Source organism: Macrococcoides bohemicum (assembly GCF_003259675.1).
GTDB classification, from domain to species: Bacteria; Bacillota; Bacilli; order Staphylococcales; family Staphylococcaceae; genus Macrococcoides; species Macrococcoides bohemicum.
The window spans coordinates 1-12,908 of sequence record NZ_PZJG01000003.1 but is presented as its reverse complement, the minus strand read 5'-3'; the positions used below and the strand labels follow the sequence as shown (position 1 = coordinate 12,908).

Below are 12,908 nucleotides of genomic sequence, written 5' to 3'. Positions count from 1 at the left end.
CGGTAAATTTTCTATGCTATACTAGTGGTAAAATTATATGGAGGCGGCTTTATGAATTTCAATCAAAGTATATCGCTATCTAAAAAATCTCCGAGCAATATTCCATGGTATGCGACACTACTTATTGCATTTGCGATTTTCTTTATCGTTCAAATCATTGCTGGATTAATATTAGTACCAATTATTCTCGCTTTCAATCCAACGGCAACACTTACTGAATTACAAGAAGAACCGTTGAGTACGCTCATCAGTTTGTTAATCTTTCCTTTCTTACTCGTTGCATGTCTTATCATCAATAAATTTGCCTATCGTCATCCTGTACAGGCATTAGGTTTCTTTCAAGAAAAAGTATTTTCCAAATATGGATTTGGATTGCTTCTAGGGATGGCAATCATCATTATCGTCTACCTCATCAATCTACTATTCGGTGCAATGCACAGCACGGTTAACCCTAGTATTCCTTGGTTTACTTTAACATGGGTGATTGGATTATTTATGATACAAGGTTTAACTGAAGAAGTGATTGCCAGAGGTTTCTTGATGAACAAAATCAGCTATCAAATCGGTGTGCCTGCTGGTATAATCATCAATTCAGCATTCTTCTCATTTCTGCATTTCTTAAATCCGAATACGAGTATCCTTAGCTTTGTTAATTTATTCCTGGCAGGTATCGTATTCTCACTATTATTCTACTGGTCAGATAATATTTGGCTGACAGGCGCTGCGCATAGCTTCTGGAATATTACACTTGGCGTATTTTTAGGTAATGAAGTAAGTGGGCAGGCTTTACCAGCAACCATCTTAAATACTGAATCAAATATGGATCAGTCTATTATTAATGGTGGGCATTTCGGGTTAGAAGGTGGGCTTGTTGTCACTGTCATCTCAATTCTCGTGATCACTTTATTACTTAAATTAAGTCTTGAAAAATACGGTACACAAAAAAGAGCCTAGCTGGCTCTTTTTGTTTTAAAAAATTATTTCAATAATCTTCCTATATTCCTGCACGTGTTACTGATTAATCTTTCAGCATTATCCATCGCATCATCGAGTGACATCGGTCCATCAGTAATTGCGTGGATACTTAAGAAGTGATCATAAAGTGCTTCGTAATTTGTACCTAAGCCCCCTGCCACAAGTATTGATTGCACGCCCACATCATTCCCTCTATTTGCAACACAAACCGGTAGCTTTCCGTACTGTGTCTGGAAGTCACTTTTCCCTTCACCAGTGAAGATATAATCGAATGTCTTTAAATCAAGATCGTTCAATACAATATCTGCAATATATTCAGCACCATTATGCATCACAGCACCAACACATAATAATCCATATCCTATACCACCAGCTGCACCGGCACCTTCTATATGATGACAGTGTACATTTAAATGCTGTTCTAATTTAACAGCAAATGAGGCAATACTTTCATCAAAAGCTTTCATCTCTTCTTCTTCAATTCCCTTTTGTTTACCATAAGTATATGTTGCACCATGCTCACCGGTTAAAGGGTTTGTCACATCACAAATTAAATGAAGTTCAATTTCTTTTAGCGCAGGTATCAGGTGGCCTTTTATCAATCTAATTTCAGATAAGTTTCCACCATTAATAGTAAGGATTCGTCCTTTATTATCAAGAAATTGTAATCCAAGTGCCTCTAATAAACCTGCACCGCCATCATTCGTTAAACTACCGCCTAAACCGATAAATACTTTCTTATATCCACGTTCAATTAACTGACGTATGACATCACCAACACCAAAGCTTGAAGCAAGATAAGGATTACGCGCTCGCGTTACTTCCATTCCGATAATATTAGCCACTTCAATCACTGCAGTTGTGTCATCAAGCTTGCCATAATATGTCGTCAACGGTCTGCTATACATATCAACAGTATGTATCTCTTCTTTCTTACCATTCAATCCATAGATTAATGCATCAACCGTTCCTTCCCCACCATCTGCCATCGGACGAAGAATCACTTCAGCATCAGGTATTGATGCTTGTAATCCCTTAGCTATGCATTCTGCCACACGCATTGCACTTAAACATTCTTTGTAGGAATCAGGTGCAATTAAAATTTTCATCGTAAATCCCTCCTTTTTATCATCCATAATACATCAATCTAACTTCAAATTGATTGGATAAAACGCATTTATGGTATGATAATTGTATATTATATTATTTTATACATTTAAAAGGAGTACATGATGAAGTTCGGTAATATTTTAATTGGATTTTTTGCATTATTATTTTTTATGGCACAAATTTTTAATTTATATGATGGGATTACACATAATGATTCGAAGAGAGTCGTCAACGCGCTCTATTTAATGTCAATTGGTTTGTTTATGCTATTTAATTTATACAATGCAATGCTTACGCAGTCTGGTAAAGTTGTGACGACTGCTATGGTTAAACAACAGCTTATAGCAGCAGTTCTGCTATTTATATTCGGGTTAATTGTGTTAATCGGTATATTTATTTATGACTTAGGTATTTTAACGAAGATTGTTCAATTCATGCTTATTTTATCGGTATTTTTTGAAATACGAACACGAATAAATCAATTAAACGGAAAAAACAAGCGATAAATGTCTAATGAAAAACAACTAATCAACTTTAATCATGTAAATAACCACCAATAATACCTTATTATTGGTGGTTATTTACTATATTTAATTTTTATTTTAAAATGCAAATTTTCTTAGTATCTCTTTAATATCTTCAGGATGTAATTGTGCAACATAAGCAATACTCCCATTAACATCAAATGATAATAATGTATTACCCTGAATGTAATTAATCGTACCTGCCTGAGGATAATAAAGATCGCCTTCTCCCCAATATTTATTCATATCACTTACTGTAAAGTATTGCGGAATACCTGCAAAACTTATTGAACGCAGACGATATTGCTCCGGTTTATCACCACGTTTACCTGTAAAGTAAAGAATCGTATTATCACCACGTTCTGTAAAATAATGATATTCAAAATCATAACGTTGATAAAGTGATGTCACTTTAAAAGAAGGTTTCACCCATTTTTGCTTCACATAGCCGTACGTGTTACCGATTTTAATACCGTTTAATTTATAATTCCCTTTTTTCATCGCCTGAACAACCGTCTTGTTCTTTAAGTTAGGAACAGAAGGTTTCTTTAATGCCGCATTTGCATCAACTGTTAAAGTGAACAGTAACAACATAGCTATACAACAAGTCATTAGTTTTTTCATTTTCATCATCCTCTCATCAGTTCCATTATATAACAAAAGCATATAGATAAGTGTTTAAAAATATAGTGATTTTTGATACAAAAAAGTGCCTAAACAATGATGTTTAGACACTTAATATATTGATATTATTCTACTGTAACAGATTTTGCTAAGTTACGTGGTTTATCTACGTCTGCACCTCTGTGTAAAGCTGCATAGTAAGCGATAAATTGAGTTGTAACTACAGATACTAATGGTGCTAACATTTCATGAACGTGAGGAATCACATAAGTATCACCATCTTGTTCTAACCCGTCCATTGTAATGATACATGGATGAGCTCCACGCGCAACAACTTCTTTCACGTTACCACGGACTGATAAGTTCACCGCTTCTTGAGTCGCTAATGCGATTACTGGCGTACCTTCTTCAATTAAAGCAATTGTTCCGTGTTTTAATTCTCCACCAGCAAATCCTTCAGCCTGAATGTAAGAGATTTCTTTTAATTTTAACGCACCTTCAACACCTACATAGTAGTCCATTGTACGTCCAATAAAGAACGCATTACGAGTAGTTGATAAGAAATCAGTAGCGATTTGTTCCATTTTATCTGCATCGTCGATAACTGCAGTCATTGCAGCAGTAACTTTTGCAAGTTCAGGTAATAAATCGATTCCTGTTTCAATACCTGATTCTTTTGCAACAACTTGTGAAAGAATCGCAAGTACAGCAATTTGAGCTGTGTAAGCTTTAGTTGATGCTACAGCGATTTCAGGTCCAGCATGTAAGATTAATGTATGGTCAGCTTCACGTGATAAAGTTGATCCAGGTACGTTAGTAATTGTTAATGCTGTATGTCCTAATTTTTTAGCTTCTACTAATACTGCACGGCTATCTGCAGTTTCACCTGATTGTGAAATAAAGATAAATAATGGTTGCTTAGAAAGTAATGGCATATTGTATACGAACTCAGATGCAACGTGTACTTCTGTAGGTACGTTTGCCCATTTCTCTAAGTATTCTTTACCAACTAAACCAGCATTGTATGAAGTACCACAAGCTACGATATAGACACGGTCTGACTTACGTACAGCTTTAATGATATCTTTATCGATGATTAAGTTACCTTTATCATCTTGGTATTTTTGAATGATTTTACGCATAACACCAGGTTGTTCGTAAATTTCTTTTAACATATAGTGCGCATACGTACCTTTTTCGATATCACTTGCATCGATTTCAGCTTTGTATGGTTTACGGTTAATTTCTTTACCGTCTTGATCTTTAATTGTAACTTTTTCTTGTTCTACAAGAACGATTTCACCATCAGTTAATTCAACGTAAGTGTCTGTAACTTGTAACATCGCCATCGCGTCAGAAGCGATAACGTTGAATCCATCTCCTAAACCTACTAATAATGGAGATTTGTTTTTCGCTACATAAATAACATCTGGGTTTTTACTATCTAATAAACCTAATGCATATGAACCATGTAATAATTTGATTACTTCAACGAAGGCTTTCTCAGTTTCTAAACCTTGCTTAGAGAAGCATTCAATTAATTGAACGATGATTTCAGTATCAGTTTCTGATTTGAAAGTTACACCAGTTAAATATTCTTTCTTTAATTGTTCATAGTTCTCAATTACACCGTTATGTACTAAAGTGAAACGACCACTTTCAGATTGATGCGGGTGAGAGTTTTCACGATTTGGTACACCGTGAGTTGCCCAACGTGTATGACCAATCCCAGTCGTTGATTCAAACGTTGAATCTACTGCTTTACGTAATTCAGCAATACGACCTTTTTCTTTATAAACACGTACATCTTCACCATTACGAACAGCGATACCCGCTGAATCGTAACCACGGTATTCTAATTTTTCTAAACCTTTTAATAAAATTTCTTTTGCATCTTGTGTTCCAATATAACCTACGATACCACACATAATAAGTTCCTCCTGAGCGCATTGGCGCATTTAAAATAAGTTAATTTAAATAGATTGTTTATTTGTGCTATGCTGATGTCTTTTGTTCACTCAGTTGCCCAAGTGGTTTGTTACATCAACTATCGAATAGCTACTATCCGTGATGGCATCCGCCGAATTTTCGATAACCATCTTCCTCGTCAACAGTTTCCTGTTCTGGCGCTGTATATTCAGTTTTTATCTACCCTCACTTTCAATCAAACTTCTGTAATTGTACTATATTTTATATAAATTAGACAAGTATCAGAAGATTATATCTTTCGGAAATAGAACTATTAATACAACTTGTCTTATATATCAAAACAATACAAGCTTCAGATTTTATATTATTACACTATAAATATGAGTTAAATTATTTTTTTAATGTCATTATTTGGAAGATTATTTCGAAATTATTATAGTTCACAAAGATTAAATAATTATCTTTTAGATTTAAGAACCATAAAAAAGACCAAATCAGAAGATTTGGTCCTCTTATATAATATTATTAAATCCCCATATGTTCACGTACAACATCAGCGATACTGTTTACAAAACGTTCAGCATCTTCATCAGTTTTCGCTTCAACCATTACACGTACTAATGGTTCAGTTCCAGATGGACGTACTAATACGCGTCCTTCACCGTTCATTTCCACTTCAACTTTTACAATTGATTCAGCGACTGCTGAGTGCTCTTCAACAGCATGTTTATCTGAAACGCGGATGTTCACTAAACGTTGTGGATATTTCTTCATTTGTCCTGCTAACTCACTTAGTGTCTTACCAGATTTCTTAATGATGCTCGCTAAATGAACACCTGTTAATAATCCGTCACCAGTTGTATTGTAATCCATCATTACAATATGTCCTGACTGCTCTCCACCTAAGTTGTACTTACCGTTTCTCATCTCTTCAACAACGTAACGGTCTCCTACTTTAGTTTTATTTGATTTAATATCAAATGCATCTAATGCTTTATAGAATCCTAAGTTACTCATTACAGTTGAAACAACCATGTTGTCTTTTAAAGTGCCTTCATTATGCATACTTTGCGCTAAAATAAACATAATTTGGTCGCCATCAACAATTTGTCCTTTTTCGTCTACTGCGATAATACGGTCTCCATCACCATCAAATGCTAAACCAAAGTCACTACCAGAGTCCACTACTAATTCTGCTAATCCTTCAGGATGCGTTGAACCTACACCGTCATTGATGTTGTTGCCATCTGGATTACAGCCGATTGTTACTGTATCAGCTTCTAAGTCACCGAATAAATAAGGCGCTAATGAATATGTTGAACCATGTGCACCATCTAATGCGATCTTTAATCCTTCTAAATCACCATCGATCGTTGATTTAATAAAGCTTAAATACTTTTGTCCACCTTCAAAGTAATCTGAAGTATGGCCCAAGTCAACGCCTGTTGGACGTGGTAAAGTGTCTTCTTTCGCATCTAATAATGCTTCGATTTTCGCTTCTTGTGCATCACTTAATTTATAACCATCTGAACCGAAGAATTTAATGCCATTATCTTGTACTGGATTATGACTTGCAGAAATCATAACGCCGGCTTGTGCATTTAATTCTCTTGTTAAATAAGCAACACCTGGGGTAGAAATAACACCTAAGCGCATTACTTCTGCACCTGTAGATAATAATCCTGCTACAAGTGCTGACTCTAACATAATACCAGAAACACGTGTGTCACGACCTACAACTACTGTTGGTTTAGCCGTTCCGCCGTGTGCTAATACATAACCACCATATCGGCCTAATTCAAAAGCTAATTCTGGTGTTAACTCACTATTAGCTACACCTCTTACACCGTCTGTCCCAAAATATTTACCCATTTTTTAAACTCCTTTTATTCATATCGTTATTTTTTAGATACATCTATCATAATTTCTACTTGCTTTGGATTGGCACTTGATACGTCTTTCGGTAAAGGAATATTTTCCTTAACGACTGTATCTTTTGTTACTTTCGATAAATCAACTTCTATCGCTAAACTACCGATACCATCTAACACCGAACGCTTTCCAAATAGTTCTACTTCAGATTCAGATAGTTCCAGACTGTTTAGTTTTAGATTTGAAGGTAACTTTCCTGATTTCTTTACACTAATCGCTACCGTCTTTGAAGTCGGTGCAATCTTGATGTTAACTTTTACTTTAGCAGGTTTTACGGATACATCAAGTTTATTAAGATTAGAATCAAATACATTAACTTCTGCTTCTTCACTTGTTGTCTTAGATAGTTTCGTATTATCCTGCAATGTTGCTTTCACATATGCAATCTTATTAATCTCATCTTCTCCACCAGTAATGGTAACTTGTGATGGATCAACTTCTTTACCTGTTAATTCATAACCCGTCGCAATACGAGAATTGCTCACTTCTGCTTCTACTTGTCTTGTATCTTTAATCTTTTCAGATAAAGTGATATTTGCAAATTTCGGAATTACTTCATAATTTAATTTATCAGAAATTCCTTTTACTTTAAACTTCTTTTTATATTCTCCAACTTTAGAACTGGACAAGTCGAGCGTCACCGTAAAGTCCATCATACTCTCCGTCTTCTTTACGATAGACTGTGGACCGCTCACTCGAACATTTACTGTCTTCGGCGCACCGGTTAAATATAAGTTTTTATCATCATACACAATTTTAACCGGAACATCTTCAATGACCGTCTGATCCTTCTGATTGAATTGATTATCACCAAAAAGTGCGAAGACATCGTTGACTGATAAAAATAAAAACAAAGCAAGCACAAATGCAATAAATCTCAGTCCCCATTTATTCTCAAGCATTATTCTTCAACACCTTTCTTCGTGACATGTGTACTAAACCAATGTTCCGTAAGCAAGGCCTCAAACACTTCTAATGATACATCTTTTCGTAATCTGCCGTTATATGTCACTGAAATGTCGCCTGTCTCTTCAGAAACAACTACAGTAAAAGCATCTGATACTTCAGAAATACCTACTGCGGCACGGTGACGTGTTCCTAAACTCTTTTGAATCTTAGCACTATCTGATAAAGGAAGATAACTTGCTGCAACAGCAATCTTATCACCCTGTACAATCATCGCACCATCATGTAAAGGCGTATTAGGAATAAATATATTAATTAATAATTCAGATGATATATCTGCATTGATTGGTATACCTGTTTCTATATAATCCTGTAAACCCGTTTCTTTTTCAAAGACGATTAACGCACCAATACGACGTTTCGCCATGTACTGTACTGATTTTACCATGGCATCTGTAAGCTTTGCCTGGTTAACCTTTAAATTTGCTGCATTGCGTTTAAATAAACTACCTCGTCCGAGCTGTTCTAAAGCTCTTCTTAATTCTGGTTGAAAGATAACAATGATGGCTAAGAAACCCCATTCCATAACCATATCAAACATTTTCGTCGTTGTTGTTAAATCCAGCTGATTACTCAGTGTTCTACCAATCAGAATAAAGAAGATACCTTTTAATAATTGGATGGCTTTCGTGCCTTTAATTGCATTGATTAGCAAATAAATAACATACCATACAATCAGCAAGTCTAAGATGCCCGTAATGATCTTAACAGTACTTAAATTATCAAGTACACTAAAGAGCTGCATTGTATCTCCTCCATATTCATGCTAAAAATAATTATACCATGTATGGCAGGGAATCTTCGTATAGATTGATGCATTTTTTATAATATTCATTGGATTGTTCTAAATCTCCAAGTTTCACATAAATTTCTGCAATCTTTTTCGAAATTCTACCAAAATAGTACACATGCTCATTACCATTTAACGCAATTTTGTAGTAAGTTAATGCACCTTGATAGTTCTCCAGTTGATATTCGAGGTCACCCATCAACTCTTCACCATATCCAGTATCATCATTTTTAATATTTTCTGCGATTATCGCTCTTGCATCTTCATAATTACCTTTGCAAATCATCACCTCAGCTAAGTGCAGGCGAATATTAACTGCATAAGGATGATCAAATCGATAGTTATCAAGCATTTTATTACATTTTAAAATGATTTCATATGCTTCATCTGTACGATTCAGCTCCATTAAGAGCATCGCGAGATTACTCAAACTACCTATTAGATCAAATGAGACTGGGCGCAGTTCAGCATAACTAATTGCTCTGCGATAATGATATTCAGCCTGTTCAAAATCTTTCGTTGCATGGTAAGAACGGCCTAATGTATTCTCGATATTTAACGCCATATGATACGTATTAAGCTTCATATTTAGATCGATTGCTTCTTCACACAGTTTAATTGCAACGTAAAATTCACCGACACGTGAATAATACTTACCTAAATGGTAAAGGATAGAGACACGCGTAATATTTACCACATTCTCAACGATTGTAATATTATTTGCTTTAGTTAATTGATTAATTGCCTCCATAACATTGCCAACTTCATATTCAATCCTGCCTAATAGCTCTAATGAACGTAAATAAATAGTAACTTCACGCATCTTCTTAACGATAGCTATCGCCTTCTCTACATACTTACGGGCATTATCATAGTCTTTTTGGTGAAAATAATAACTGGCTGTTACCCAGCTGATAGCTCCACGTTCAGCTTCTGTAATGCTCTCAAGCGTTTCGTAATTCTTATTGATAAACGCTCCAAGGTTTTTGAAATCATTCATCAAAACATGATTCTCAGCCCATTTAATCTCTTTTTTAATCTCTAATAAACTTAAATTACGATCTTCAGATGTATTTGTAAAATCCTCCAATGTACAATTTAAACGCACACTCAATTTCTTTAGGACATTGGTAGAAGGATGTACCGAATTCTTTTCTATTAAACTTAAATATGTTCTTGAAATAATACCATCAGCTAATTCCTGTTGTGTTAAATTTGCCTGATTACGTAATTCTTTTATTCTTTGACCAACCACGAGATTCACCTCTTTTTCATATAATATCATCATAAACGAAATAAAGTTAACATTCCATACGTAACTTATTATATAGATAGATATTTTAAGACATTGTTAAATGATAAAATCAAAGTAAAAGTTAGTATTACAACCACTTGATAACAATAATATAAATATACAACACTTTTTACTGGCATCACAAAAATATCAAGAAATTATAAATATCATTAATATTTCCAACATGTCTATTTATCTTTTAACAAAAACTAAAAATCCATGAAAAATAATGATATTTAGTATAATGCTAAAATTAAACAATTAGTGTAATTCGTTGACATAATTGATGTTAACAACGATAATATAATTATCCAAATAAAATAAGTAATAATACTAAGGAGAAGCGTAATGTTAGATATTTTAGTTATCGAAAACCTTGCTCAGTTAAAGTGCGTAAGTGACCCTTTTCGTATTAAATTATTAGAATTACTTGCAGTTGAAGCGAAAACTGGACAGCAGCTCGCAGATGAATTAGAAATTCCACGTGCAAAAATTCATTACCACTTAGCAGAACTTGAAAAACAAGGCATTATAGAATTAGTGAAAACAGAACAAAAGCATAGTATTATTCAGAAATTTTATGCACCTGTTGCAAAACAACTTGTTCCAAAGCTAGATTTACTGAAATATGCAGAAGAAGATAGCAAGAAAGATAATCTATCATTTAAGCTTCAAATCAACGAAAAAGAATTTCCTGAATTTAAAAAAGACCTTAAAAAGTATGTGAAAAAAGCTTCATCTAAAAATGCTGACTCAAATTACCAAATAAAAATATTCCCTGCCCAAAATTAATTGGCAGGGAATATTTTTTTTACTTATTTATAATAATTTTTCACCAAAGAAAGACCCTACTAAACCAACAGCTTGCTCTGCTGTCTTGTTATAAATATCGATTAAAGGATTCACTTCTACGATTTCAAATGAAGTAATTTTTTCACTATCATTTAATAACTCTAATGCAAAGTGACTTTCACGATATGTAATACCACCTGGCACTGTTGTTCCTGTTCCTGGTGTTTCTACAGGATCTAAAGCATCAACATCTAATGATAAATGGATGCCATCACATTTATCTAAATAAGCTAATGTTTCCGCAATCACTGTACCAATACCTAAACGATCGATATCAGCCATCGTATATGTTTGAATACCTACTTCTTTAATGTATGCTTTCTCGCCTTCATCAAGATCACGCATACCGATTAATACGATATTTTCTATTTTCACTTTATTTTTGTATCCACCGATATTAACTAAATCTTCATGACCATCTCCGATTAAAGCTCTTAGTGGCATGCCATGAATGTTACCAGAAGGTGAAGTTTCATCGATATTTAAATCACCATGCGCATCATACCAGATTACACCTAAATTTTCATAATGCTTAGCAATACCGCTGATAGTACCCATTGCAATTGAATGGTCTCCACCAATGACAACAGGATAATTACCTTTTTGTACTACCCCATCAACTTTATCACAAAGTGATTCACAGAATATTGTAACCTCTTCTAAATTACGAAGACCACCTTGTTCTGCTTTATATTTTTTCATATCAATTGCTGGTGATTCCACATTACCCTGGTCAATAACTGTATGACCTATATTTTCTAACCGTTCAATTAATCCAGCATAGCGCATAGCATCTGGTCCCATATTCACCCCTAGTTTACGTTGACCAAAAGCACTTGGCGCTCCAATAATCTCGATTGTCTTATTCATTATGTATTCCCCTTATCCCATAAATTTTTAAATAATCTGACTACTTTAATTTTATACAACATAAAGTGAATATACAATATTTTTATGCATAAATGAATAAAATGGATATTTATGTATAATATTGATAAGCTATACACTGATAATAATGAATTTATGAGAAAAAAGACCACAAAAAAAGCATCCTAATCAGGATGCTTAATGATGAGCCATAGAGGATTCGAACCTCTGACCCTTTGATTAAAAGTCAAATGCTCTACCAACTGAGCTAATGGCTCTAAAAAATGGCTGGGCTAGCTGGATTCGAACCAACGAGTGACGGAGTCAAAGTCCGTTGCCTTACCGCTTGGCTATAGCCCAATAAGATGGTGGAGGGGGGCAGATTCGAACTGCCGAACCCGAAGGAGCGGATTTACAGTCCGCCGCGTTTAGCCACTTCGCTACCCCTCCGTATATGTATGCTGATTGTTTCCAAAAATGGTGGAGGATGACGGGCTCGAACCGCCGACCCTCTGCTTGTAAGGCAGATGCTCTCCCAGCTGAGCTAATCCTCCAAATGGTGACCCCTACGGGATTCGAACCCGTGTTACCGCCGTGAAAGGGCGGTGTCTTAACCGCTTGACCAAGGGGCCTAAATGGCTCCACAGGTAGGACTCGAACCTACGACCGATCGGTTAACAGCCGATAGCTCTACCACTGAGCTACTGTGGATAAATATAAAAATTGCCCGGCAACGTCCTACTCTCGCGGATCGTAAGACCAACTACCATCGGCGCTAGAGAGCTTAACTTCTGTGTTCGGTATGGGAACAGGTGTGACCTCTCTGCCATCGTCACCAGACAAAGTATATTAAAGGTATTGTACCTTCAAAACTAGATAAACTTAAGAAGAAATATGATGTACCAAACATCACCGTGCAAAAAATCTATAAAATTGATTAAGTCTTCGATCGATTAGTATTCGTCAGCTCCATACATTACTGTACTTCCACCTCGAACCTATTAACCTCATCATCTTTGAGGGATCTTATAACCGAAGTTGGGAA

General features: G+C 35.1%; 11 protein-coding genes, 6 tRNA genes and 2 rRNA genes. 3 read left to right on the top strand and 16 right to left on the bottom strand.

All coding sequences use genetic code 11. The features are described 5' to 3' along the window. The first annotated feature begins 51 nt into the window (after window positions 1-51). Window positions 52-954 carry a CPBP family intramembrane glutamic endopeptidase gene (locus BHX94_RS06305; RefSeq protein WP_111745370.1) on the top strand — a complete coding sequence of 301 codons (903 nt, stop codon included), beginning with the start codon at window positions 52-54 and terminating at the stop codon, window positions 952-954. Between the two features lie 23 nt (window positions 955-977). Here BHX94_RS06305 and BHX94_RS06300 read toward each other — a convergent pair whose 3' ends face one another. Further along, the gene (locus BHX94_RS06300; RefSeq protein ID WP_170120780.1) at window positions 978-2,084 is read right to left on the bottom strand and encodes a glycerate kinase; all 1,107 of its coding nucleotides are present in this window, start codon (window positions 2,082-2,084) and stop codon (window positions 978-980) included. A 123-nt stretch (window positions 2,085-2,207) separates the two neighbouring features. On the opposite strand from BHX94_RS06300, the gene BHX94_RS06295 reads away from it, so the two are divergent. Then, a complete protein-coding gene (locus BHX94_RS06295) occupies window positions 2,208-2,591 on the top strand; it encodes a hypothetical protein (protein ID WP_111745368.1) in 384 nt (127 codons plus the stop codon). 96 nt (window positions 2,592-2,687) lie between these two features. On the opposite strand, the gene BHX94_RS06290 is transcribed toward BHX94_RS06295, so the two are convergent. From BHX94_RS06290 to BHX94_RS06265, 6 genes are all read right to left on the bottom strand, one after another. Continuing rightward, complete coding sequence (locus BHX94_RS06290) at window positions 2,688-3,233, bottom strand: hypothetical protein (protein WP_111745367.1); 546 nt, start codon at window positions 3,231-3,233, stop codon at window positions 2,688-2,690. A 125-nt stretch (window positions 3,234-3,358) separates the two neighbouring features. Then, window positions 3,359-5,161 (bottom strand): glutamine--fructose-6-phosphate transaminase (isomerizing), encoded by a 1,803-nt coding sequence (gene glmS / locus BHX94_RS06285; RefSeq protein ID WP_111745366.1) that lies wholly within the window; start codon window positions 5,159-5,161, stop codon window positions 3,359-3,361. Between the two features lie 526 nt (window positions 5,162-5,687). Then, complete coding sequence (gene glmM, locus BHX94_RS06280; RefSeq protein WP_111745365.1) at window positions 5,688-7,034, bottom strand: phosphoglucosamine mutase; 1,347 nt, start codon at window positions 7,032-7,034, stop codon at window positions 5,688-5,690. 26 nt (window positions 7,035-7,060) lie between these two features. Next, entirely contained in the window at window positions 7,061-7,996 is a 936-nt protein-coding gene (locus BHX94_RS06275) for a CdaR family protein (RefSeq protein ID WP_111745364.1), read from the bottom strand. After that, complete coding sequence (gene cdaA, locus BHX94_RS06270) at window positions 7,996-8,805, bottom strand: diadenylate cyclase CdaA (RefSeq protein ID WP_096077325.1); 810 nt, start codon at window positions 8,803-8,805, stop codon at window positions 7,996-7,998. The genes BHX94_RS06275 and cdaA overlap by 1 nt, the downstream gene beginning before the upstream one ends. Before the next feature lie 31 nt (window positions 8,806-8,836). After that, on the bottom strand, window positions 8,837-10,138 hold the full coding sequence (locus BHX94_RS06265) for a tetratricopeptide repeat protein (protein WP_111745363.1): 1,302 nt from the start codon (window positions 10,136-10,138) through the stop codon (window positions 8,837-8,839). 354 nt (window positions 10,139-10,492) lie between these two features. On the opposite strand from BHX94_RS06265, the gene BHX94_RS06260 reads away from it, so the two are divergent. Further along, a complete protein-coding gene (locus BHX94_RS06260) occupies window positions 10,493-10,936 on the top strand; it encodes an ArsR/SmtB family transcription factor (RefSeq protein WP_111745362.1) in 444 nt (147 codons plus the stop codon). A 27-nt stretch (window positions 10,937-10,963) separates the two neighbouring features. Here the strand turns inward: BHX94_RS06260 and rocF are convergent, their stop codons facing one another. The 9 genes from rocF to BHX94_RS06215 form a co-directional block, all read right to left on the bottom strand. Further along, on the bottom strand, window positions 10,964-11,866 hold the full coding sequence (gene rocF, locus BHX94_RS06255) for an arginase (protein WP_111745361.1): 903 nt from the start codon (window positions 11,864-11,866) through the stop codon (window positions 10,964-10,966). Window positions 11,867-12,068: 202 nt separating this feature from the next. Then, a tRNA-Lys gene (locus BHX94_RS06250) sits at window positions 12,069-12,141 on the bottom strand. Between the two features lie 7 nt (window positions 12,142-12,148). After that, window positions 12,149-12,223 (bottom strand) — tRNA-Gln (locus BHX94_RS06245). A gap of 6 nt (window positions 12,224-12,229) precedes the next feature. Beyond that, window positions 12,230-12,313, bottom strand: a tRNA-Tyr gene (locus tag BHX94_RS06240). 28 nt (window positions 12,314-12,341) lie between these two features. Next, a tRNA-Val gene (locus tag BHX94_RS06235) sits at window positions 12,342-12,417 on the bottom strand. Window positions 12,418-12,420: 3 nt separating this feature from the next. Next, a tRNA-Glu gene (locus BHX94_RS06230) sits at window positions 12,421-12,495 on the bottom strand. Window positions 12,496-12,499: 4 nt separating this feature from the next. Beyond that, a tRNA-Asn gene (locus BHX94_RS06225) sits at window positions 12,500-12,574 on the bottom strand. A 14-nt stretch (window positions 12,575-12,588) separates the two neighbouring features. After that, window positions 12,589-12,703: ribosomal RNA gene (gene rrf / locus BHX94_RS06220) — 5S ribosomal RNA — on the bottom strand. Window positions 12,704-12,796: 93 nt separating this feature from the next. Next, window positions 12,797-12,908 (bottom strand): 23S ribosomal RNA (locus BHX94_RS06215); the annotation flags it as partial.